This is a genomic window from Helcococcus massiliensis, assembly GCF_900258485.1.
GTDB classification, from domain to species: Bacteria; Bacillota; Clostridia; order Tissierellales; family Peptoniphilaceae; genus Helcococcus; species Helcococcus massiliensis.
In genome coordinates this window covers 263,954-287,257 of the sequence record NZ_OGVE01000001.1, presented here as the reverse complement: position 1 = coordinate 287,257, position 23,304 = coordinate 263,954, and the positions used below count along the sequence as shown (strand labels likewise).

The following is a 23,304-nucleotide window of genomic DNA, read 5'->3' as shown; positions in this document are numbered from 1 at the left end:
AGGGCTTTTCTTGTAATATTCTACTGCCTTAGGCAGCGTTTTGTTCATCATCATCCTCATCAGAATCGTCATCTATTTCAGGATTATCTTCTCTTTGGTCATCATCCTCTGGTGTTTCTGGATTTGGCCTTTCAATACTTGTACTTGTGTTTCCATCAGGATCAGTTATAGTTCTTGTAATTGTACCATCTGGGCTAATTATTTCTTCTATAACTGTACCATCAGGTCTAGTTGTAGTTTTAATTATAGTACCATCTTCTTGTGTTTCAGTTTCAGATGTTGAAGTTGCACGTAAATCGGAAACCTTAGTTGGAGCTTGATACTTCCAATCTGTAGGAACAACACCATTAAATTTGGCTGGATTATAAGGTATAGGTCTTTTTACGAATACCCTTTGAGCTACTAAGTTACTTGGTAATCCTTCAGGAGCCAATAGATTATTCCTTATGTCTACAGAAACAAGTATATGGGCCTTAGATTTTTCTGTAGGAACAGTACCGGGAGCAAAGTATTCTGTGATAACTTGACTTCCTCTTGGGTCTTTACTTGTTAAATCACTAGGTAATAACCCATCAACTGCTGATACCTTAGCTTCTTCTATAGTATCAGGTTTTTTGTATGGAACATTTTCCAAGTCGTTTACTATTTTATCCATGTAAGAATAGTATAGTCTTGCAGCAGCGGATGAATCTGAATTAAGTGTTAGATTTTGATTGTCAAATCCCATCCAACTTGCAGCTGTATAGTAGTTATTATATCCTACAAACCATAAGTCTGCTTGATCATCACTTGTACCAGTTTTACCAGCTGTCCACATACCTTTTTTATTCATTTCATTTAGAACCCAATTTTGGTTGGCTATTTGGTGCATTACATCACTAATTAAAAAGTTGTTTTCTTCAGATATTACTCTTATTGGTTTATGCTCATTTACATAAATATCACCTAAAGAATCAGAACTAATTTTAGAAATAATGGAAGATTCTATTCTTTCTCCTTTATTAGCAAATGTTTGGAATGCTGAAGCCATATCCATTGTGGTCAATCCTTTTGTCAAACCACCTAAGGCTGTTGCTAAGTTTTCATCATTTGAATTTGGGTTTTCTTCTTTGGTTACGAAGTTATCATTTTCTGGATTGTCTGGGTCAATAATACCAAACTTAGTTAAATAAGATTTAACTGTATCCATGTTCATTTGTTCAAATATCTTTACAGTACTTGCGTTTTGAGATTCAAGTAGAGCTTTTCTAGTAGTTTGAATACCCTTGTAATGGTTGTATACGTTTCTTGGCCATGGTCTGCCACCTAGCATAGAATGAGGGGTATCGTCGACAGGATCTGCTAATGTACGTCCTTCTTCTAAAGCAGGTGCATAAACAGCTATAGGCTTAATTGAAGAAGCTGGGTTTCTATTATAATTAGTTGCTCTATCGATAGTGTCATCAGGACTATCACCTCTTCTTGATACCATAGCAACAACTTCAGCTGTTTTTGAATCTAATATAACTGTAGATGATTGAGGTTGAACAGTACCCACTGTTTCTACGGTATATAAGTCAGGATTTAAAATGATTCCGCTGTCATATTCTTCGTAGAACTTATTATCTGCTTGGTTGAAATATTCTTTCTTTATTGTAAATCCACCATTGTTATTTTTTACAACATTATCTTCTGGCATTTCTATAGACCCAATTCTGTAGCTAACTAATTCTCTTTGGTCATTAACGCCAAAGAAAGGTATAAAGCTTATATATCTACCTCTTAATTGAACCCTTGGTGAATTAATTGTTAGGTCTCCATTATCAGCTATACTATATGCTGATTTTGGAAGGATAACCTGGTTTTCTTCATTTAAAATATTTGATTTTTTAACTAAAATCTTTTGACCATTAGCAACTATGTCACCACTTGAATCATAAGAAAGTCTGCTAAGTAGGGGTCTACCTCCAGATGTTTTATTTTTGAATATATTGGCAAAGTTTTTGTATGTTTCTTCAAGTTGTTCTTGTACTTTCCAATCTATAGTTGTAGTAATTTTTAGACCACCAGTATAGAAGAGATTATTTGCATCTTCATATGACATATCTTGTGTCTTCATAATTTGGCGAATGGCTTGTTTTTTTATCAAGCCTGCTATATGAGAAGAATAGTCTTTTGTAAGTTTACTTGCTGGTTGTATACTTGCAATTAAATCAAAAGCTTTAGCTTCATCATATTCTTCTTGACTGATTTTACCTAATTCTAGCATCTTTGCTAGGGTAGTATCTTTTCTTGCAAGCACCTTATCATTAGACACTGCCTTATATGTGTATCCTGAAACCTTGTAATCTCCAATAACATTGGCATTTTCAGGAACAGTTGCAGGTGGATAGGCTAAAAACAAAGCAAACTTAGCAGGAGCTTGTACAAGCGAAGCTAAAGTAGCTTGTTGGGCAAGATTTAAATCTTTTACAGATTTAGAAAAGTAAGTTTCAGCAGCGGCTTCAACACCATATGAATGTTGCCCTAAAAATACTTTGTTTATATAAGCTTCTAAGATTTCTTCTTTTGTAAGCTCTGATTCTACTTTAAGAGCTAGATACATTTCAGTTATTTTTCTTTCCCATTTAACATCATTTGTTAAATAAACATTTTTAACTAATTGTTGGGTGATGGTTGAACCACCTTGAACAATTCCTCCAGAACTTATATTTTGTACAAGTGATCTACCTATACTATTTATATCTATACCATTGTGTTCTAAAAATCTTTCATCCTCAATAGATATAAAGGCATCGATTAAATGTTGAGGTATATCTTCATATTTAATAAGTTCTCTATATTGCCCATCTGCACCATAAGCAATAGACTCAATCATGTTACCATCTTTATCATAAATTTTGGAATTCTCATCCAAGGTCAACATAATTTTTTTTGGTTCTATTTTTGGAGCATTTTCAGCAACTTTAATCATTGATATCCCAAGCATAGCGCCAACTACTACGGCTACAATACTTGCTACTAGTAGGAATATTAAGATTATTTGCAAGACTAACTTGAATAACCCAAAAATCCTATTATCTGATTGTTTTGTCATTTTTTCTCCTTATTTACAATTATAATATTTATAATATATGCTATTATACCATAGATAAATAGCAAATTAAATATTAGGGATTTAGGATTATACAGGCAAGTTGACATTTGTTATAATGAATATAGAGGTAAAAATGATTAAAGAAAAAGTTTTGATTGTATTATTAAATGTAGATAATAAATATAGCGAATCACAAATCGAATATAAAACAGATGAACTTAAAGAACTGATTAAGGCTTCAAATGCTCAAGTTGAATTTACAGTAGTTCAGAATGCGAATAATATAAATCCAAAATATTTCATTGGTAAAGGAAAAGCTGAAGAGATTAAAACAATTTGTGAAAACCATGATATTGATACGGTGATTTTCAACCATGATTTATCAGGTAGTCAAATGAAAAATCTTGAAGATACTATAGATAGAAAAATAGTTGATAGGACTGGTTTAATCCTAGATATATTTGCTAGAAGAGCTAAAACAAAAGAAGGTAAGTTGCAAGTAAAATTAGCCCAATTAGAATACAGGTTACCAAAGCTTGTAGGATTTAGAAATTATCTTTCTAGAGAAGGTGCTGGTATAGGAACTAGGGGACCTGGAGAGCAAAAACTTGAAATCGATAGAAGGTCTATACAAGCAGAAATAACTTCTATCAAACATAAACTTAAAAATGAAAAGTTAAAAAGAGATACGAAAAGAAAAAAGAGGTCTAATGCAAATCTAGCAAGTGTATCTTTGATAGGGTATTCTAATTCAGGGAAGTCTACTATACTTAATAAATTATTAGCTAAAAATGAAAAAAATGAAAAAAATGTTTATTCTGATGACTTACTATTTGCTACTCTAGATATAGCATCTAGGACCATAAAACTAGATAATGATAAAGAGATGATTGTAAGTGATACTGTTGGATTTATTAGTGATTTGCCGACAAAATTGGTAGAATCTTTTAAGTCTACTTTAGAAGAAATAAAGGATTCAGACTTACTAATTTTAGTTATTGATTCATCTAATGACCAATATGAAAATCAAATCCAAGCAACTAAAGATGTTTTGAAAGAAATGAAAATAGAAGATAAAAATATACTTTATGTTTTTAACAAGATGGACCTAGTAAAAGATTTTGTTGATTATAATAACTATGAAAATGAAATCTATATGTCGGCCTTAGATGAAAAAGATATTGAATCTTTATTGGATAAAATAAAGAATATTTTATATGCTGACTATGATTATTATAAAGTATTGATTCCCTATAGCAGATATGATGATTTAATAAGTCTAATACCTGATAAAATTAGAGAGAAACAAATCTACCTTGAAGATGGTATAGAAACATATATCTATATTAATAAGAGGGACTTAAGCCTATATAAAGAAATAATTAAGGATAAATGATGAAAGAAAAACTTAAAGATGAGTATACTACTATTTTAGGTCATAGTATTCATGAAATTGAAATTAAAAAATCTAGATTTATAGCTAATATTAAAAGATGTAATAATGAAGAGGAATCTCTAGCTTTTATCGAAGAAATAAATAAGATGCACAGGGAAGCTACTCATAATTGCACTGCCTATATAAATGGCCCAAGACAAATGATTCAAAGATACAATGATGATGGCGAACCTCAAGGTACAGCAGGTATACCCATGCTAGAGGTCTTAAAAAAAGAAGGCCTCACTGATATAGCAGTAGTAGTGACTAGATATTTCGGTGGGAAAAAACTTGGTGCTTCAGGTCTTATTAGAGCTTATGGTGGAGCTGTTTCCGAAGTATTACAATTAGCTGAGATAGTTGATCTAAAAAATTATTATAAAGTAAAATTTATATTTGACTATACTTTTTTAGGAAAAATAGATAATTATATATCTGAAAATAATTTTTACCTTAAAAATAGGGACTACCTAGAAAAAGTAGAAAATACTATGTATATTAGTGTAAGGGAATATGAAAAATTTAAGAACGATTTACTAGATATGACTAGTGCGAATATGGAAATAGATATTGAAGATACAATTTTATTACAAGTAAGAAAAGGAGAGATAATAGAGTAATGGCTGGACATAATAAATGGAGTAAAATAAAAAATAAAAAAGGTGTTGCTGATGTAAAGAAAGGAAAAATGTTTACTAAAGTAGGTAGACAGATTACTGTAGCAGTAAAAGAAGGTGGGGAGAATCCAGAATACAATGCTGCCTTACAATCAGCAATAGAAGATGCAAAAGCGATAAATATGCCAAATAAAAATATAGAGAGAGCAATTAAGGCTGCTAGTCAAAATCTTGATTCTGCTAATTTTGAACATGTTTTATATGAAGGTTATGGCCCTGAAGGGATAGCTATTATAGTTGAAGGATTGACTGATAATAGAAATAGAACTGCTCCAGAAATAAGACATGCTTTTGACAAGCATGAAGGAAATTTAGGTACCGATGGGTCCGTTGTTTTTATGTTTGATAGGCTGGGTGTAATCCAACTAGGAGGAGAAAACCACAATCAAGAAGAACTTATGGAGTTAGCTTTAGAGGCCAATGCTAATGATGTAGTGGAAGAGGATGGTATTTCTGAAATATTTACTAGTGTAGAAGATTTCCATCAAGCCAAGCAAGTTATTAAAAGTAAAGGTTACGAAATAGAAAACTCTCAAATCATGTACTTGCCTAAGATGACAAATCTTGTAAATGATCCAGAAAAGAAAAGACTTTTAGATAATTTAATTGAAACTTTAGAAGACAACGATGATGTACAAAATGTATATCACAATTGGGAAAATGATGAAGACTAATAAAAAACTGAATATTATTTGTATAGCTTTGTCTATTATAGTGATTCTTTATTGCTTAACATCTGCTATACAACAAATTTCTAATGATAAAAAATATTATAAAGATTATGTAGTAAAAAATGAATTAGGCAAGCAAGTAAATCTAGATGATAAGCAAATATTTAATCTCTATGATTCTTTGATTGATTATATAGATACTGGTGATGAAACTTTAATAAAAGATAATTTTAATAATAGAGAAGTTTTACATATGAAAGATGTTCATCAATTGTTTAACTTAAATAAACAAATAAATAAAGCAAGTATGCTAGTATTTTATCTTTTTATTTTAATGAATTTTATTATAATATTGTATAAAGAAAAGTCAAAGACATTAACTGAAAAAGACTTAAATATATTTAGTGAAAAAACAAAATTAGTCAAAAATTATATTCTTGTTCTTATTGGAGCAATGCTAATTTTAGCAATTTTTATAGCTAGTGACTTTAGTAAATATTTTATAAAATTTCACGAATTGTTTTTTGATAATGATTTATGGGTATTAAATCCCGAAACAGATATTATGATAAGAATGTTACCAGAAGATTACTTTATGAAGATGGCAAGTAGAATCGCTTTTTCCTTTATTTCAAAACTTGCTATAATAATAATTATATTAATGGGCTTATCATATTTAGCTAAAAGGAGACGAAATGTTTGAATATAACGGAAGTAGAATTGCATTTTCTTTATTTGGTATCGATGTATATTGGTATGGTTTACTTATAGTATCAGGTATGGTGCTAGCAATTGCTTTGATAGCTAATGAATTAAAAAAACAAGAACAAGATCCTGATTTAATTTATGACCTGTCCCTATGGGTGATACCAGCAGCGATAATTGGTGCTAGGTTATGGTATGTAATATTTGAATTTGATAGGTATGATTCTATTTTAGAAATGATAAATGTGAGAGATGGTGGTCTTGCTATACAAGGTGGTATTATAGCAGGTGTAATCAGTGGATACATATTTTCTAAAAGAAAGAAATTAAATTTTATTAAATTAGCAGATCTTATTTTTATATTTTTACCACTAGCTCAAGCGATAGGTAGGTGGGGAAACTTTATAAATAATGAGGCTTATGGTTATGAAACAAACTTACCGTGGGCTGTAATCATAGATGGTAAGTCATACCATCCAACATTCTTTTACGAATCCTTATCTAATTTTATATTATCAATGGTCTTATGGTATTTATATAGAAATAAAAAGCTTAAAGATGGGACAACAACATCCTTATATCTAATATTCTATGGAATAATAAGATTCTTTGTAGAGGGACTGAGAACGGATTCACTATATTGGGGACCTATAAGAGTTGCTCAATTAATATCAATAGTATTTATACTTTTGGGAATAGTTTTGTTGGTTTATATGAATTCAAAAAAGAAAAAAGCTTAGAGGAATATTACAAAAAATTAATAATACAAAATATAGCAGCTTATATTGCGTAAAGCACTAAATAAGCTAAAAATTATGAAAGTATTTACATAAAAAATGTAAATACTTTTTTTTGTTTTTAAAATCCTATAAAAATTTTGTTTAGATATTGAGAATTCTCAAGTTTGAGCTTGTAAATTTCAAAATATTAGTATAGAATAAAAGCAAGTGGTAACACAGTGGTGTGTTAGTGGAAGAAAGTGGTGGAATTATGTTTATAGGTGAATACAATCATTCAATAGACAATAAGGGAAGAGTAATCATGCCTTCTAAATTTAGAGAAGAGCTTGGTGAAAAGTTTTACGTGACCAAGGGAATGGAAGGTTGCGTTTTTGTCTATGATGAAAATGAATGGCACCGCTTAGAAGAAAAAACTAAACAATTAAGACTGACTTCTAAAAAAGCAAGACAATTTGAAAGAATCTTCTACGCACCTGCAAGAGAAATGGAATTTGATAAACAAGGAAGATTTGTTATACCACAAAATTTAAGAGAATATGCAGATATTTCAAAGGAAGCTACCATAATTGGTGTTTCTTCAAGAATTGAAATATGGGATACAGATAGATATGAAGAATATATGAAGTCTGAAGATATGGATTATGACAACATATTTGAAGATTTTGAAGATTTAGGAATATAGAAAGTAGATGGCTGATATGAAATTTCAACATGAACCTGTATTGTTAGCAGAAACAATTGAGGCGTTAAATATTAAAGAAAATGGAATATATGTTGATTGCACCGTAGGTGGAGCAGGCCATTCAATAGAAATTTTAAAAAGAGTGGGCAAAGATGGTCGTTTAGTTGCTATAGACCAAGATGCTAATGCATTAATGGCTGCTACTGAAAGACTTAAAGATTATAAAGATCAAGTATATTTCATTAAATGTAACTATGCCTATTTAGGAAAGATATTAGATGAATTAAATATTGATAAAGTAGATGGAGTTTTAATGGATATAGGGGTTTCTTCTCACCAATTAGATGAGGGGAATAGAGGATTTTCATACCATCAAGATGCTCCGCTAGATATGAGAATGGATAGTGACCAAGAATTAACAGCTAAGGATGTTGTTAATACCTATAGTCAAGAAGAATTAGAAACTATTCTTTGGAACTATGGTGAAGAAAAATGGGGAATGAGAATAGCTGAATTTATAGTTAAGGCAAGAGAGGAAAAGGAAATTGAAACAACCTTTGAACTTGTTGACATTATTAAGGCTGCTATTCCTAAAAAAGTAAGGATGAATAGCAAGCATCCAGCTAAGAAAACTTTCCAAGCTATTAGAATTGAAGTAAATAAGGAGTTGGATGTATTAGAAACAGGAATACATTCAGCAGTTGATAGGTTAAAAGTAGGTGGAAGACTGGTAATTATTACTTTCCATTCACTAGAAGATCGAATAGTTAAAACTAATTTCAAAGAATTAGCTCAGACGTTCGAATATCCACCAGAAATTCCTATACAAGCACATGAAAAAACAGAGAAAATAAAAGTGATTACAAGAAAACCAATTGTTGCATCTAAAGAAGAATTAGAAAAGAACAATAGGTCAAGGTCTGCAAAATTAAGAGTAGCAGAAAGAGTTTAAAATATAATTTATTAAGAGGTTAAAATGGAAGATATAAGACAAATTGAATTAAATAATAACTTTACAGGTGCTTTATCTTCCACTGCTAAAAGAAGAGTAAAATCTAAAAGCAAAAATAAGATAAAAGTTAATTCTTACAAGTTAAAAACTAATTTAATTAAAATAAATATTTTAGGTGCAATATTTGCTATTATTTTATTGGCGTCCTCATACTCAAATATGGTTAAAATGTCTTCAAATAACTTAATATTGAAAGAAGAAATAGAAGGCTTGAAAACTGAATTGAATAATGTAGAAAGTATAGCTATGACAACTAACTCTCCATCAAGGATAGAAAAAGTTGCTAAATCCAGATTAGGAATGGACTACCCAAATAAAGATAGCTATGTAGCCTTAGAAAATTCGGATAAGATTAAATTAGCAAAAGAAAAGAATAATGAAATCAAGACAGCAGAAAACAATAAAAATAAATCTGTAATGTCAACACTTGGCAAGATTTTTGGTAGTGGTGAATAATGAAAAATAAACAAAAAAATAAAAAGCTAAAAACAAATGAAAAGATATTTCTTGTTCTTTTGTTTTTAGCTTTTTTACTTATAACATATACAATAAGATTATTTTCTTTACAAATATTAGATAAAAATAATTATAAAGAAAAAGGTAATAATGTATCTTTAGTAGGTAGAGCAATTAAACCTGATAGAGGAAATATATTTGACAGAAATGGTAAGCCCTTAGCACTTAGTCAAAAGGTTGAAAGCTTATATATGCTTAATGTGGTTTCTGAAGAAGAAAGTCAAAAAGCAACTAATGCTATAAATAATAAGGCCTACTTTGATAAGTTGAGTCAAGAAGAAAAGGATAAACTTTTGAATACTGCTTCATTAGCAGTTTATAAAGATGAAGAAATTTCAAAAATAGCAAGTATTCTTGAAGTTGATGAGGCTTATATTTATGATTTTATAAAAAACAATAAGGAAGATTTTATATATAAATCTCTTAATAAATTCCAAAAAGAACAATTACAATTATTAGATCTTCCATATTTAATTTATCTTAAACAAGATGATAGATATTATCCTAATCATGAAGTTCTCTCAAACACTCTTGGTTTTATTGACCAAGATGGAAAAGCTAATTACGGTTTAGAAAAATATTATGATGAAATACTATCTGGTAAAGAAGGGTATAGAGAGTTCTTTAAAGCCCTAAGGGGAACAGAAATCCCTTATACAAAGGATAAAGATGTAGAAGCGGAAGAATCAAATGATTTAAGAACAAGCATAGATATTGAATATCAAAAAATAGTGCATGACCAACTTACTAAAGTTATGTACAAATTTAAGCCTATGTATATTACGGCAATACTTTCTAATCCGAATAATGGAGAAATATTAGCTATAGAATCATTACCAAGTTTTGATGCAAATAATCCTAGAAAATTAGATTCTGAAATAGATAACATGTTTTTAAAAAACATTAAGGTTAGTGAAGGTGATTATCTATTAAGTAAATGGAACAATAGGGCTGTATCAAATCAATATGAGCCAGGGTCAACTTTTAAAACTATAACAGCAGCTTTGGCATTAGAAACTAATTCAGATATAGCTAACAAGGTTTATGAAGATAATGGATTTTATCAATTAGCGCCAGGGGTTGTGATAAGATCATGGAGATATTGGGATCCTCATGGTCCACAAAACTTAAGAGAAGCATTTAAAAACTCTTCAAATCCTGTATTTGTACAAGTTGCTAAAGATATAGGTAAAGAAAACTTTGTAAAATATTCAAAAGGTTTTAGATTTGGAGAAAAGTCTGGAATAGATTTGCCAAATGAGGTAGAAGGTAACTTTCCTAAAAACGCCGAAATTAGTGATGTCGATTTTGGTACTTTATCTTATGGACATTATGTTAATACAAATCCTATACAATTAATTTCAGCTTTGAATTCAGTAGTAAATGGTGGTAAATACTATCAACCACATATTGGGCAAGCTGTATTGGATAAAGAAGGAAAAGTTTTATACGAAAATAAAGATGAGTACAAAAATAGAACTATTTCTGAAAATACTTCTAAAGAGATGAATGAATATTTAAAATATACAGCAGATAGCTTTGGAATGAATACTGATACAAAACAATTTGGTGCAAAAACAGGAACTACTGTAAAATATCAAGAAGAGTCTATATTTGATAAAAGCGATCAATTTTATAATAATATAGGTTCTTTATATGTCACTTATCCAGCGGAAAATCCTGAAATAAGTTTATTATTAATTGTAGATGAACCTTTAACAAATGATACCCATAGTTTAACTATAGATATGGCTAAAGAAATCATGGATAAAATCATAGCAATAAAATCTAATTCTAGCAAAGATATCAGCAAATCTGACATAGTAAAAATTCCAGATTTAATTGGTAAAACTATAGCGGAAGTTAAAGAAGAATTGGATAAAATGGGATTAGACTTATTTACAGATAGCAATGTTGGTGATTATCATATTGTTTCAGATCAATATCCTACAAAAGGAAATATGATTGAAAAAGACTCTGTTATTGAACTTAAGTCAGAAGGAGATATACAAGTTCCTAATTTAATAAATATGGATATTGATGAAGCTCTAAATTTATTAGAGAATAATAATATAGAATATGAACTTAAAAATAAAAACAAGTATATTGAAAGTCAATCTGTTAATTCAGGTGAAGTACTTAATAAAGGAAGTAAGCTAGTAATTACAGCAAAGGAGAAAAAATGAATAATGTTCTAATTTTTATTTTAGCAATAACATTGACGATATTAGCAACAGCAGCTTTAATTCCATTTTTAAAGAAGAAAAAATATGGTCAACCAATCAGGGAAGAAGGAAACAAAGACCATTATAAAAAATCGGGAACACCAACAATGGGTGGGGCAGCATTTACCTTAGTTTTCTTATTATCATGTATTTTATTTATAAAGTTTAATGTAAATATTCTATTTATAGTACTCTATACATTAGCATATGGATTAATAGGATTTATAGACGATTACGCAAAGATAGCTAAAGGAGAGAATCTAGGTTTAAACGAAAAACAAAAACTAGTATTACAATTTGGAGTTGCTTTTATACTTTTAATTTTACAATATTTCTTATTAGATATTGATATATCAATGGTGAATATACCTTTATTAAATATAGATCTAAATGTAGGTATATTTATAATACCTATTTTAATGTTTATAGTTGTTGGAACCACAAATGCTACCAATCTTACAGATGGTTTAGATGGTTTATTATCATCAGTTTCAATACCTGTTTTTTTAGGTATAGCTTATTTAGCAAAAGATACAAAGGCGGACGTAGCTACAAGTGCCATAATATTCGCTGGAGCTTTAATTGGATTTTTAGTATTTAATTCAAATCCTGCTTCAATATTTATGGGCGATACAGGTTCTATGGCTATAGGAGGTGCAATTGTGGCTATGTTAATTTCAATAAATAAACCTATATATTTGATATTTATAGGAGGCATATATTTATTGGAAGCTGTGTCAGTTCTTATACAGACTATATACTATAAAAAATATCAAAAGAGAGTATTCTTAATGGCTCCAATTCATCACCATTTTGAATTAAGAGGTTACAAGGAAACAAAAATTGTAGCAGCCTTCACAACTGCAAGTGTGATTTTAACACTATTTACAATTTTAATTATTAGATAGGGTAAGGTTTTTATGCAAGTAAAAGATAAAAAAATTATAGTTTTTGGCCTAGGAATTACAGGTAAATCTGTAATAAAAGCCTTATCAAATTTAGGGGCTAAGGTATATATTTATGATGATAGGCCATATGAAGAACTAAAAAACGATGTTTTTTCAATATCTGATTATAATTTTGAAATAATACATGAGGATGTAGATATAAATTGGGATGAAATAAGCTTACTTATAAAATCTCCAGGTATAAGATTAGACAACCAATTTATAGAGTTGGCTTTGGAGAATAATATAGAAGTAATATCTGAAATAGAACTCGCTTACCGTATATATGGAGGAGATAATTTCATATCTATTACAGGAACAAACGGTAAAACTACTGTTACATCACTGATTGGTCACATACTAAAAAGTGCAGGGAAGAAAGTGAAAATAGTGGGAAATATAGGTGTAGGACTTTTATCAGAGATGGAAAAGTCTGATGCCGATACCATATATGTTTTAGAATTGTCTAGTTTTCAATTAGCTAGCACTAGAGATTTTAGGTCTAAAATTTCTGTTATAACCAATATAAGTCCTGACCACTTAGATTGGCATGGTAACTTTACTGAATATTTAAATAGTAAGTTAAATATTATGAAAAATATGAAAGACACAGACCTTCTCATAGTAAATAAGGATGATGATTACTTAAAAGACTTGAAAGTAAAACGAATTGATTATTTTTCTGTAAAAGGGAAAGCTGATGCTTATTTAGAAAATGAATATCTTGTGAGTCCAACTTTAAGATATAATAAAAATAATATGCAGCTTGTAGGAAGACACAATATATCTAATGTTTTGGCTGCTATATTAGTAGCAGAAGAATTAGCTATAAGTCAAGAAGATATAAGAAATGCTTTGGATACATTTAAACCAATCAAACACAGGTTAGAATTTATATCTGATATAAATGGAGTTAAGTATTATAATGACTCTAAAGGAACAAATGTAGATTCTACTAAGGTTGCCCTAGATTCCTTTGATAAGAATATTATTCTTATTGCAGGAGGTTATGATAAGGGCGTAAGTTTTGATGACTTATTTAATAATCCAGATAAAATAAAAGAACTTATTTTAATGGGTCAAACAGCAAAGCAAATCCAAGATACAGCAATTAAATATGGAATTGAAAATATAAATATAGTTAAAGATATGACTGAAGCTGTAGAATTAGCCTATAAAAATGCTGTAAAAGATGATATTGTGCTATTATCGCCTGCATGTGCATCTTGGGATATGTACAAGAGTTATGAAATAAGGGGAGACGATTTTAGAAATCTAGTAAAAAGTTATGAATAGAAATAAAAGAAAAAAAGGTATATCTAGAACTTATATCGATAAGTATTTTAAATATCCGGAAAAAAACAATCAATTTAATATATATCTATTTATATCTATTATAACCTTATCATTTGTAGGTTTATTGGTGTTATTTAGTGCATCTTCATATTTAACTATTAAATATAATACATCTACATTTTATTATGTAAGAAAACAAGCTATATTTTTAATTTTAGGTTTTCTAATAATGCTTGTGAGTTCTAATTTATCTTACAGGTTTTACAAAGATCATGCGAAGATTCTATATATCTTAGGAATCATTCTATTGGTGATGGTATATTTGCCTGGGATAGGAAATTTTGAAAAAGGTGCAAGAAGAAGTATAAATTTAGGGATTACATTTATGCCTTCTGATTTAGCAAAATTTACATCTGTAATTTTTTTAGCTAAGTATTTAATTGATAATAGAAAGAAAATGCATAATTTTATGGAAGGCTTTTTCTATCCAGTCTTGATAATAATGATACCTTTCCTACTTATTGCCTTACAAACTGACTTATCAACGTCAATCGTTGTTTTTGCAAGCTTATCATTATTATATTTAATTGGAGGATTTGATTCTAAATTTATGCCAATTTTAATAGCAGGAGGACTGCTTCTATTAATTTTAATGGTTTTTGGCTTGAAGGATTATCAAATCGCAAGAATAACTGGTTTTTTAAATCCTGAGGCTGATTATAAAAATCAAACTTGGCAAGTCTTAAATGGCTTATTTGCAGTAAGTAGAGGAGGCCTAATAGGACAAGGATATGGAAAATCAATATACAAATACGGTTATTTATCTGATGAAGTAAGTAATGATATGATTTTTTCTGTTATAGGAGAAGAATTTGGTTTTATTGGATCATTATTATTTATTATCTTAGTATGTACACTAACCTATTTAATAATAAAGACAGCACTTAAGAGTAAAGATCTATTTGCTAAGTTTTTAGTATTTGGTATTGGAATGATATATATGTTCCAATCTTTTATTAACATAGGTGTCTCTTTATCACTTATACCAAACACAGGTATTAACTTACCTATGGTATCAAATGGAGGTACTTCTTTAGTAGCTTTTTGTTTTATGTTTGGTGTGGTTTTAAATGTTTCAAGATATAATAATGAAAATAAGAGAAGAACAAAAGTTAAGAAATAATATAGAGCATTTAGTTTAATGGAAAAATAGGGCAGTCCGAATGCTAAGACAGGGGTTCGATTCCTCTAATGCTCGCCATTAATAAAAACTACATAAAAGTTTTAAAAATTATAAGTCTTTGATATAATATATTAAAGTGTTACAAAATAGTTAAGGATATATTTTAAATTTACAATCGGAGGGATATATGAGCAATTTTGATATGGAAGTAGACAACATGGGTCTTGCAAAAATCAAAGTAATTGGAGTTGGTGGTGGTGGAAACAACGCCATCAGCAGAATGAAGGAAGAAGGGTTAACAGGTGTTGAATTTATAGCTGTAAATACAGACAAACAAATTTTAGATGCTATAAACTCAGATGAAGTTTTACAAATTGGAACTAAAATCACAAGAGGATTAGGTTCTGGTGGTAATCCAGAAGTCGGTGAAAAAGCCGCTGAAGAAAGTAAAACAGAAATATCAAATATGCTTGAAGGTGCTGATATGGTATTCGTTACAGCAGGTATGGGAGGCGGTACAGGTACTGGTGCTGCACCTATCATAGCTCAAGTAGCTAAAGAATTAGGAATACTTACAGTTGCAGTTGTAACAAAACCATTCTTATTTGAAGGACGTACTAGACAAAAACAAGCAGAAATCGGTATCGAAAAGTTAAAAAATAACGTTGATACATTAATTGTTGTTCCTAATGATAGACTATTACAAATATCAGAAAAGAGAACAACCATGATTGATGCATTTAAAATGGCTGACAAGGTTATTTTAGATGGTGTTAAAGGTATTTCAGACTTGATTGCTGTACCAAACATGATTAACCTTGACTTTGCTGACGTTGAATCAGTTATGAAAGACCAAGGTGTTGCTCACATGGGTATAGGATATGCTTCAGGTGAAAATAGAGCTGTTGAAGCTGCTAAGGCTGCAATTAAATCACCATTATTAGAAACTTCAATTGATGGTGCTAAGGCTGTATTGATTAATATCACAGGTACAGACTTAGGATTATTTGAAGTAAATGAAGCTTCAGAATTAATTAGAAATCAAATTGACCAAGATGCTAATATTATATTTGGTGCTGGTACAGATGATAGCCTAAAAGACGAGATTAAAGTTACAGTTATTGGTACAGGTTTTGACAACAGACGTATTGTATCTTCATCAAACAACAATAAACAAGTTCAAAATAATTCTTCAAAATCAGACGACAATCAAGAGTTTGTAATACCTGATTTTTTAAGATAGGATTATTAAAATGAAGTGTCCTTACTGTAATTTTCATGACTCAAAAGTCATAGACACTAGACCAACTGATAACAATGAATCAATTAGACGAAGAAGGTCTTGCTTATCTTGTGGTAAGCGCTTTACAACTTATGAAAGGGTTGAAGGACAAACTTTAGTTGTTATTAAAAAAGATGATACTAGAGAAGCTTTTCAACGTAGTAAAGTCTTAAATAGTTTGATAAGAGCAGCTGAAAAAAGACCAGTAAAATTAGAAACTTTAGAAAATGCTGTAGATGAAATTGAAAAAGAAATAAATCATTTAAATCAAAAGGAAGTAACATCAGCTTATATAGGTGAATTAGTTATGGATAGATTAAAAGGCATAGACAAAGTTGCCTATATTAGATTTGCTTCTGTATATCGTGAATTCGAAGATGTACAATCATTTGCAGATGAAGTAGAAAACTTAAAAGACTAGATAAATGCCTTCTCGAAGGCATTTATTTTTTATAAAGGATAAATATGGATAATTTAGATTTTTTCTCAATGAACAAGGAAAAACAATTAAATCACTTCAAACCTCTAGCGGCTAGACTTAGACCTGATTCTTTAGATGATTATATTGGGCAAGAACACTTAGTTGGGAAAGATAAACCTTTATATAGGATGATAAAAGCTGATAGAATATCTTCTATGATTTTTTATGGACCACCTGGGACTGGAAAGACTACCCTAGCTTATATAATAGCCAAAGCTAGCAAGATGAATTTTGTAGAGTTATCTGCCACTTCTTCTGGAGTTAAAGATATAAAAGAGGTCATAAGTAAGGCTGAAGAAAACCTGTCTATGTATTCTATTAGAACCTTATTATTTATAGATGAAATACATAGGTTCAATAAAGCACAACAGGATACTTTATTGCCCCATGTAGAAAGTGGATTAATTATTTTGATAGGGGCTACTACTGAAAACCCATATTTTGAAGTCAATAAGGCTTTAATTTCAAGATCTCAAGTTTTAACATTAAAAAGTTTTACAGATAAGGAATTGAGAAGCTTGATAGAAAAAACTCTAAAAAATACAGAAAATGGCTTTGGTAATTTAAATGTAAGTATAAGTGAAGATGCAATAGAGTATTTAATTAGAACTAGTAATGGAGATGGCAGAAATTTACTAAATAGTTTAGAGATAGCAGTATTATCAAGTGATGATAATGATAATATAAGCATTGACTTAGATGACATTAAAAATAGTATTATTAAAAAAGCCGCTATCTATGATAAGTCAGGTGACTTGCACTATGATACTATATCTGCCTTTATTAAATCTATGAGAGGTTCTGATCCTGATGCTTCAATTTACTATTTAGCAAAAATGTTAACAGCCGGTGAGGATATTAAGTTTATAGCTAGAAGAATAATAATATTTGCATCTGAAGATATTGGGCTAGCAGATCCAAATGCTATGAATATTGCTAATTCTGCTTTCCAATCAATTAATGTAGTCGGTATGCCCGAAGCTAGGATTATACTTGCTAATGCTGTTTTATATATGGCTCTAGCTCCAAAATCTAACTCAGCTTACATGGCTATAAATAAAGCCATGTCATTTGTCAACGAAAATAAAAATTATGCTATTCCAAATCATTTAAGGGATAGTCATTATAAGGATGCAGATAAATTAGATAATGGTATAGGTTATCTATATCCTCACAATTATGAAGATTCATATGTTGACCAAACTTATTTACCTGATGACATAAAAGACTTAATCTTGTATAATAAAAAAGATACAGGAGTTGAAAAAGAGTTAAATTCAAGATTAAATGATATAAAAAAAAGGAGAAGAGATGGAAATTAAAGACTTATTTAAGAGCTACAAGGATTTTGTAGGTCAAGAAATAATAATACATGGATGGATTAAAAAGTCTAGACAATCTAAAAATATTGGATTTTTAGAAATAAATGATGGAACATTCTTTAATAATGTTCAAGTAGTTGTTGATTCTAGTATTGAAAATTTTAATGAAATATTTCACTTAGGTTTATACTCTGCCATTGAGGTAAGTGGGATTTTAGTAGAGCCTGAAAATGCTAAACAAGATTTTGAAGTTCAAGCAAAAGAAGTAAAGATTTTAAATGAGTCAGCAAGTGATTACCCTCTTCAAAATAAGAGGCAAACATTTGAATTTTTAAGAACTATGCCTTCTTTAAGATCAAGGACAAACGCATTTAATGCGGTGTTCAGAGTAAGAAGTGAGTTAGCATTTGCCATACATAAGTTTTTCAATGAAAGAGGTTTTGTATACATCCATACTCCTATAATCACTGCTTCAGATGCTGAAGGCGCAGGTGAAATGTTTAGAATAACTAATTTAGATTTAAATGATTTACCAAAAGATGACCAAGGAAAAGTAGATCTAACTAAAGATTTCTTTGGGGCGGAATCTAACTTGACAGTATCTGGTCAACTTGAAGTTGAAAGTTTCGTTATGACATACTCAAAGGTTTATACCTTTGGTCCAACCTTTAGGGCTGAAAACTCCAATACTCCGAGACATGCTGCTGAATTCTGGATGATTGAGCCTGAAATAGCTTTTGCAGAATTACCACAAGTTATGGATTTAGCTGAAGATATGGTTAAATATATAATTAATCACGTTCTAGAAACTTTACCAGAAGAAATGAAATTATTTAACCAATTTGTAGAAAAAGGTATTATTGATAAATTAACTAATTTAGTAAAATCAGAATTTAAGAGAATTACTTATACTGAAGCTATCGACATTTTAGAAAAGTCAGATAAAAAGTTTGAATATCCTGTAGAATGGGGAGTAGACTTACAAACAGAACATGAAAGATACTTATCAGAAGAAGTATTCAAGGGACCTGTTTTTGTTACTGATTATCCTAAAGATATAAAATCATTCTATATGAAGCTTAATGATGATAAAAAGACCGTTGCAGCTATGGACTTATTAGTTCCAGGAGTTGGAGAATTAATTGGTGGGTCTGAAAGAGAGAATGATCCTGAAACTTTAGAAATGTTAATGGAAGAAAAAGGAATTAACAAAGAAGATTATCAATGGTATACAAACCTAAGAAGATTTGGTGGTGTAGCCCACGGTGGTTATGGACTAGGTTTTGAAAGAATGGTTATGTATATGACTGGTATGAAAAATATCAGGGATGTTATACCTTATCCAAGAACTGTAGGATCAATGAAAAATCACAAATAATAAATTATAGTTAAATAGTTGGGGAGACCCAACTATTTTTATATAGGAGAATTATGTCAACTTTTACATATAAATTAATAGCTACTATTTTTATGTTTATAGACCATTTAGCAGCTAGCTTCCAAATTAGTAATAATGGAATACTCTCTAATGAAATCCTGTCTTTAATGCGCTCTATGGGGAGAGTTTCTTTGCCTATATTTGCATATTTTCTAGTGGTATCATATGGTAAAACAAGGAATATAAGCAAATATATTTCTAGAATACATCTGGGAGCTATTATTTCCCAGATTCCATTTTCTTTACTATTTAATCAAAGCTTTTATGAGTATCAACCTATAAACATATTTAGCTACCACTATGAAAATCTAATATTTACAGGATTAATTATTGTAAGTTATTTTCTGTTTATAACAAAAAGAAAATTTACTAAAGACTTATTTATAGTAAGCTTTGCATGGATACTTGCATCTTTAAATATAATATATAAGGGAACTTATATATTTAATCCTACAGATTTAAATATCTTTTATGAATTTGGATTATCATTAATAGTTATATACATGTTAGACGAGATTAATAAGAAAAATGAAGTTAATCCTATAAGGAGTATTTTTGCTGTCATAGTTATAATTGGTCTAAGCTATTATATAGACAGGGTTGGAAATTATGGGTTTTCAGTTCTTTTATTAATAATGTTACTATTTGCTTTTAGAAATAACCAATATGTACAAAGTGGAATTATTGCTTTATGGGGATACTTTATGTATTCTTACAGTATTACAAATGTAATTTTTGTAGTTTTAGCAGGAGTATCTTTATTATTTTATAATGGGAAAAAGGGTAGAGGATTAAAGAGTTTCTTTTATATTTTTTATCCCGTACACATGATAATATTAATAGTTTTAACTATAATAATTTCTAATATTAGGTAAAGAAATAATTATTTAACTAAATTAATAGTTTTGTATACTTATTTATGATATTATATTTTTGTAAGAAAGTAACAGCCAATCTTTATATGGTATTTAATATAAAACAAATAAAAAAATGGAGGAAGTATGGGCGATAAATTAAATAATTATGAAGATAATAATAAGTCTGTAGAAGAAGATATTAGGGAAGAAAGAAAACAACTAAATATCGAAGCGGATAATGGACATAATAATGAATCAAATGGGAAGGAAGATAAGAAAGAATTTTCTAATATTTTTGCTGATATCCTAGTGATTACTAAAAAATGGTTCTCTAAACAACCATTAAGTGCTTTTTCTAAAAGATTGGATGCTAAGACTAGCCTTACTTTATTTGCTAGTCATCTTCTAGTTTCAATGTTGATATTTTTCTTATCATTTAATAGTTTGACATCTCTTATGGATGGATTGAATTTATTTGATAGATCAGAATTATCATTAAGAATGATTTTACCAATATTTTCAATACACCTTATTTATTATGGTTTACTAACTTTAACAATAATGATTATTTCAAAATTAATAAAAACACCTAACAACTCATACAAAGATTCATTATCTTTAGTGTCTATATCATTATTACCAGTAACAATATTAGCTATAGCTGGATTATTATTAGGAATTATTATACCTCAATTAATGCCAATTTTTTATATATTGCAATTTTTTGTTTACATAATCTCGCTATATATGGGACTAGTAGTTCATCTTGGAAAATCAGAAAAATCACCATTTTGGATTTATCCTGTTGCTATTACGATTATGCTTTTCGTATTTATATTATTGATGGCAAGTATATCTAGAGCTATAGTTACAAGCCAAATTAATAGTTACAATAATAGTTTTAGAAACAATTTATTCAATGGATTTTAATTTTAGGACGCTAATATGTTAAAAAATAAAAAAATTAAGTTATTATTTATTTTGATGGCGTGCTTTATGCTCACAGCATGTGGAATCCAAGCTAAAGATGACTTGAATATTGATGGGAACTTCAAAGGTAAACGTATAATTAATATAAGCTTAGACAAAGAAACTTTAGACAGAGTAAATGGTGGAAATGATTCTATAAAGAAGTTTTTAAACGATTATATTGAAAGTCCTTTTACCTATGAGATAAAAAAAGAAGAAGAAAACCTTTTAAATTTTGACTTATCTTTTGAATTTAATGATATAGGTGAATATAAAACTATTGTTAAAAACTTATATGAGAAAAGTGGTAAAAGTTTTGAAGATGAAATAAATTTTTTATATTCTGATGGTCAAGCAATATTTTCTAAGGGTATAGAATTTGAAGATTCTAGTGATATTAAAGTCATGCTAGGATATTTAGAACAAAAATTGGTTGATGAAGGACTTATTAAAGAAGCTGATATTTCTAATATTTGGAAGAGTGTAGAAAAAAATGTAACAGTGAATGATGAGGAAATTGTTAAAGATTCATACACAAGAGCTGCTTATAATAATATTGAATATACTGGACCATATCAACATATGATTTCTATCTCTAAAAGTAATTTGTCTGATAATTACAATATGAGAATCAGACTTGCCTTTAAAAATAAAAATTTAGAACAATTAAAGTCTGATTGGAAGGAAAAATTATTTGATAAAAATCTAGTTACTAATATTGAACCTATAAAAAATGATGATATAACTATAGAAGTGTTTGATGTAGAAAATAAAGACTTATCAGAAATTGAAAAAGTATTAGAAAAACTTTTCGGAAATAAGGTAAGTCTATCAATAGATAGTACATTAGATAAAAGAAGATTAGTTAAAGTTTTTAAAATAGAACAAACTATAGCCGGAGACAATAATTCAAAATCCAATTATGAATTTATCTACTATGCAGATCCTTTGAGTGTTGAAAAACACATTAAAGATATGAATAAGTCAAATATTGAAGAGAAATATCTTTCTTCAGATAATTTGGAATATGTAAAGTTAGAAGAAGAATTTCCTATAGTATTTGATAAGTTAAGTATTGTTACCAAAATTAGTAAGAATTCTCTTTCTAGGAGTTTAACTGTAAGTAAAGATAACGACTACAATAAAGAATTAGTAAACGATTTTTTAATATCATTTTTAGATGAGAAAGGAATAAAATATAAAAATAATGAATCATATTTGACAATAGAATATTCTGGAGATGAATTTTTAGAGATAAATAGTAAATTATTTACTACAAATCCAAATGTTGAGTCTCAGAGCTTAGGCTTTTTCAAAGACCTAATAAATTATTCGGAAGATTCTAGCTTGATAAATATTAATTTTAACACTATAGAATATTCATATAAATATCCTATACTTGCTACAGAGACAAGACAAGTTGAAAATATATTTACGACAAATAATAATTGGATAAATGCTCATTTGAATATTGAAGTGTATAAGATATCATCTATTATTATTTTATTTATTCTTTTATTGGCACTTATTGTATTGATATTCTTAGCTAGAAGGAAAATGAAGAAAGAAAATAAGACTGTACATGATTACCTATCTAAAGGTAAAGAAACATTTAATACAACCAAAGAAAAGGCAAAAGAAGCTAAGTCCGATATAGAAGACAAGGTAAATGAAAAAACTTCTATAGAAAATATTTATGATGAAAACAATATTAACATAGACAAAGTCTTAGAAGATTTAATAGATAGTATAAATCAAGACGAAAATTAATTTACAAGTATAAAAGAAAC

At 29.1% G+C, this 23,304-nt stretch carries 20 protein-coding genes and 1 tRNA gene; 20 read left to right on the top strand and 1 reads right to left on the bottom strand.

Features of this window, described 5'->3' with window-relative positions; genetic code table 11:
• Positions 1–28 precede the first annotated feature (28 nt).
• On the bottom strand, positions 29–3,076 hold the full coding sequence (locus tag C4Q29_RS01330) for a transglycosylase domain-containing protein (RefSeq protein ID WP_103981025.1): 3,048 nt from the start codon (positions 3,074–3,076) through the stop codon (positions 29–31).
• A gap of 133 nt (positions 3,077–3,209) precedes the next feature.
• On the opposite strand from C4Q29_RS01330, the gene hflX reads away from it, so the two are divergent.
• The 20 genes from hflX to C4Q29_RS01230 all read left to right on the top strand — a co-directional run bounded on the left by hflX (position 3,210) and on the right by C4Q29_RS01230 (position 23,284).
• A complete protein-coding gene (gene hflX, locus C4Q29_RS01325) occupies positions 3,210–4,472 on the top strand; it encodes a GTPase HflX (protein ID WP_159459182.1) in 1,263 nt (420 codons plus the stop codon).
• A complete protein-coding gene (locus tag C4Q29_RS01320) occupies positions 4,469–5,131 on the top strand; it encodes a YigZ family protein (protein WP_234994002.1) in 663 nt (220 codons plus the stop codon). Before hflX ends, C4Q29_RS01320 begins: the two co-directional genes overlap by 4 nt.
• Complete coding sequence (locus C4Q29_RS01315) at positions 5,131–5,862, top strand: YebC/PmpR family DNA-binding transcriptional regulator (RefSeq protein ID WP_103981022.1); 732 nt, start codon at positions 5,131–5,133, stop codon at positions 5,860–5,862. The genes C4Q29_RS01320 and C4Q29_RS01315 overlap by 1 nt, the downstream gene beginning before the upstream one ends.
• Complete coding sequence (locus tag C4Q29_RS01310; protein WP_159459181.1) at positions 5,849–6,562, top strand: TIGR01906 family membrane protein; 714 nt, start codon at positions 5,849–5,851, stop codon at positions 6,560–6,562. Before C4Q29_RS01315 ends, C4Q29_RS01310 begins: the two co-directional genes overlap by 14 nt.
• Entirely contained in the window at positions 6,555–7,304 is a 750-nt protein-coding gene (lgt, locus tag C4Q29_RS01305) for a prolipoprotein diacylglyceryl transferase (protein ID WP_103981020.1), read from the top strand. Before C4Q29_RS01310 ends, lgt begins: the two co-directional genes overlap by 8 nt.
• A gap of 250 nt (positions 7,305–7,554) precedes the next feature.
• The gene (gene mraZ / locus C4Q29_RS01300; RefSeq protein WP_103981102.1) at positions 7,555–7,986 is read left to right on the top strand and encodes a division/cell wall cluster transcriptional repressor MraZ; all 432 of its coding nucleotides are present in this window, start codon (positions 7,555–7,557) and stop codon (positions 7,984–7,986) included.
• A 16-nt stretch (positions 7,987–8,002) separates the two neighbouring features.
• On the top strand, positions 8,003–8,938 hold the full coding sequence (gene rsmH, locus C4Q29_RS01295) for a 16S rRNA (cytosine(1402)-N(4))-methyltransferase RsmH (protein WP_103981101.1): 936 nt from the start codon (positions 8,003–8,005) through the stop codon (positions 8,936–8,938).
• Positions 8,939–8,962: 24 nt separating this feature from the next.
• Complete coding sequence (locus tag C4Q29_RS01290; RefSeq protein WP_103981019.1) at positions 8,963–9,454, top strand: FtsB/FtsL family cell division protein; 492 nt, start codon at positions 8,963–8,965, stop codon at positions 9,452–9,454.
• Positions 9,454–11,700, top strand: a complete 2,247-nt coding sequence (locus tag C4Q29_RS01285) for a peptidoglycan D,D-transpeptidase FtsI family protein (protein WP_103981018.1) — start codon at positions 9,454–9,456, stop codon at positions 11,698–11,700. Before C4Q29_RS01290 ends, C4Q29_RS01285 begins: the two co-directional genes overlap by 1 nt.
• On the top strand, positions 11,697–12,647 hold the full coding sequence (mraY, locus tag C4Q29_RS01280; protein WP_103981017.1) for a phospho-N-acetylmuramoyl-pentapeptide-transferase: 951 nt from the start codon (positions 11,697–11,699) through the stop codon (positions 12,645–12,647). Before C4Q29_RS01285 ends, mraY begins: the two co-directional genes overlap by 4 nt.
• A gap of 12 nt (positions 12,648–12,659) precedes the next feature.
• Positions 12,660–13,982: a UDP-N-acetylmuramoyl-L-alanine--D-glutamate ligase gene (gene murD / locus C4Q29_RS01275; protein WP_103981016.1), complete on the top strand. Its 1,323-nt coding sequence runs from the start codon at positions 12,660–12,662 to the stop codon at positions 13,980–13,982.
• Entirely contained in the window at positions 13,975–15,165 is a 1,191-nt protein-coding gene (locus tag C4Q29_RS01270) for an FtsW/RodA/SpoVE family cell cycle protein (RefSeq protein WP_103981015.1), read from the top strand. The genes murD and C4Q29_RS01270 overlap by 8 nt, the downstream gene beginning before the upstream one ends.
• Before the next feature lie 4 nt (positions 15,166–15,169).
• Positions 15,170–15,243, top strand: a tRNA-Arg gene (locus C4Q29_RS01265).
• 109 nt (positions 15,244–15,352) lie between these two features.
• Positions 15,353–16,408, top strand: a complete 1,056-nt coding sequence (gene ftsZ, locus C4Q29_RS01260; RefSeq protein ID WP_103981014.1) for a cell division protein FtsZ — start codon at positions 15,353–15,355, stop codon at positions 16,406–16,408.
• Between the two features lie 10 nt (positions 16,409–16,418).
• Positions 16,419–16,868 (top strand): transcriptional regulator NrdR, encoded by a 450-nt coding sequence (gene nrdR, locus C4Q29_RS01255; protein ID WP_103981013.1) that lies wholly within the window; start codon positions 16,419–16,421, stop codon positions 16,866–16,868.
• A gap of 44 nt (positions 16,869–16,912) precedes the next feature.
• Positions 16,913–18,250: a replication-associated recombination protein A gene (locus C4Q29_RS01250; protein WP_103981012.1), complete on the top strand. Its 1,338-nt coding sequence runs from the start codon at positions 16,913–16,915 to the stop codon at positions 18,248–18,250.
• A complete protein-coding gene (gene asnS / locus C4Q29_RS01245; protein WP_103981011.1) occupies positions 18,240–19,628 on the top strand; it encodes an asparagine--tRNA ligase in 1,389 nt (462 codons plus the stop codon). The genes C4Q29_RS01250 and asnS overlap by 11 nt, the downstream gene beginning before the upstream one ends.
• Before the next feature lie 53 nt (positions 19,629–19,681).
• Positions 19,682–20,563 (top strand): TraX family protein, encoded by an 882-nt coding sequence (locus tag C4Q29_RS01240; protein WP_103981010.1) that lies wholly within the window; start codon positions 19,682–19,684, stop codon positions 20,561–20,563.
• A 126-nt stretch (positions 20,564–20,689) separates the two neighbouring features.
• Complete coding sequence (locus tag C4Q29_RS01235) at positions 20,690–21,475, top strand: hypothetical protein (RefSeq protein WP_103981009.1); 786 nt, start codon at positions 20,690–20,692, stop codon at positions 21,473–21,475.
• 15 nt (positions 21,476–21,490) lie between these two features.
• On the top strand, positions 21,491–23,284 hold the full coding sequence (locus C4Q29_RS01230) for a hypothetical protein (protein WP_103981008.1): 1,794 nt from the start codon (positions 21,491–21,493) through the stop codon (positions 23,282–23,284).
• Positions 23,285–23,304 lie beyond the last annotated feature (20 nt).

What these genes read in the sequence shown, in the direction of transcription:
- C4Q29_RS01330 (WP_103981025.1), bottom strand. Translation starts at nt 3,076, where the DNA reads ATGACAAAACAATCAGATAATAGGATTTTTGGGTTATTCAAGTTAGTC.
- hflX (WP_159459182.1), top strand. Translation starts at nt 3,210, where the DNA reads ATGATTAAAGAAAAAGTTTTGATTGTATTATTAAATGTAGATAATAAA.
- C4Q29_RS01320 (WP_234994002.1), top strand. Translation starts at nt 4,469, where the DNA reads ATGATGAAAGAAAAACTTAAAGATGAGTATACTACTATTTTAGGTCAT.
- C4Q29_RS01315 (WP_103981022.1), top strand. Translation starts at nt 5,131, where the DNA reads ATGGCTGGACATAATAAATGGAGTAAAATAAAAAATAAAAAAGGTGTT.
- C4Q29_RS01310 (WP_159459181.1), top strand. Translation starts at nt 5,849, where the DNA reads ATGATGAAGACTAATAAAAAACTGAATATTATTTGTATAGCTTTGTCT.
- lgt (WP_103981020.1), top strand. Translation starts at nt 6,555, where the DNA reads ATGTTTGAATATAACGGAAGTAGAATTGCATTTTCTTTATTTGGTATC.
- mraZ (WP_103981102.1), top strand. Translation starts at nt 7,555, where the DNA reads ATGTTTATAGGTGAATACAATCATTCAATAGACAATAAGGGAAGAGTA.
- rsmH (WP_103981101.1), top strand. Translation starts at nt 8,003, where the DNA reads ATGAAATTTCAACATGAACCTGTATTGTTAGCAGAAACAATTGAGGCG.
- C4Q29_RS01290 (WP_103981019.1), top strand. Translation starts at nt 8,963, where the DNA reads ATGGAAGATATAAGACAAATTGAATTAAATAATAACTTTACAGGTGCT.
- C4Q29_RS01285 (WP_103981018.1), top strand. Translation starts at nt 9,454, where the DNA reads ATGAAAAATAAACAAAAAAATAAAAAGCTAAAAACAAATGAAAAGATA.
- mraY (WP_103981017.1), top strand. Translation starts at nt 11,697, where the DNA reads ATGAATAATGTTCTAATTTTTATTTTAGCAATAACATTGACGATATTA.
- murD (WP_103981016.1), top strand. Translation starts at nt 12,660, where the DNA reads ATGCAAGTAAAAGATAAAAAAATTATAGTTTTTGGCCTAGGAATTACA.
- C4Q29_RS01270 (WP_103981015.1), top strand. Translation starts at nt 13,975, where the DNA reads ATGAATAGAAATAAAAGAAAAAAAGGTATATCTAGAACTTATATCGAT.
- ftsZ (WP_103981014.1), top strand. Translation starts at nt 15,353, where the DNA reads ATGAGCAATTTTGATATGGAAGTAGACAACATGGGTCTTGCAAAAATC.
- nrdR (WP_103981013.1), top strand. Translation starts at nt 16,419, where the DNA reads ATGAAGTGTCCTTACTGTAATTTTCATGACTCAAAAGTCATAGACACT.
- C4Q29_RS01250 (WP_103981012.1), top strand. Translation starts at nt 16,913, where the DNA reads ATGGATAATTTAGATTTTTTCTCAATGAACAAGGAAAAACAATTAAAT.
- asnS (WP_103981011.1), top strand. Translation starts at nt 18,240, where the DNA reads ATGGAAATTAAAGACTTATTTAAGAGCTACAAGGATTTTGTAGGTCAA.
- C4Q29_RS01240 (WP_103981010.1), top strand. Translation starts at nt 19,682, where the DNA reads ATGTCAACTTTTACATATAAATTAATAGCTACTATTTTTATGTTTATA.
- C4Q29_RS01235 (WP_103981009.1), top strand. Translation starts at nt 20,690, where the DNA reads ATGGGCGATAAATTAAATAATTATGAAGATAATAATAAGTCTGTAGAA.
- C4Q29_RS01230 (WP_103981008.1), top strand. Translation starts at nt 21,491, where the DNA reads ATGTTAAAAAATAAAAAAATTAAGTTATTATTTATTTTGATGGCGTGC.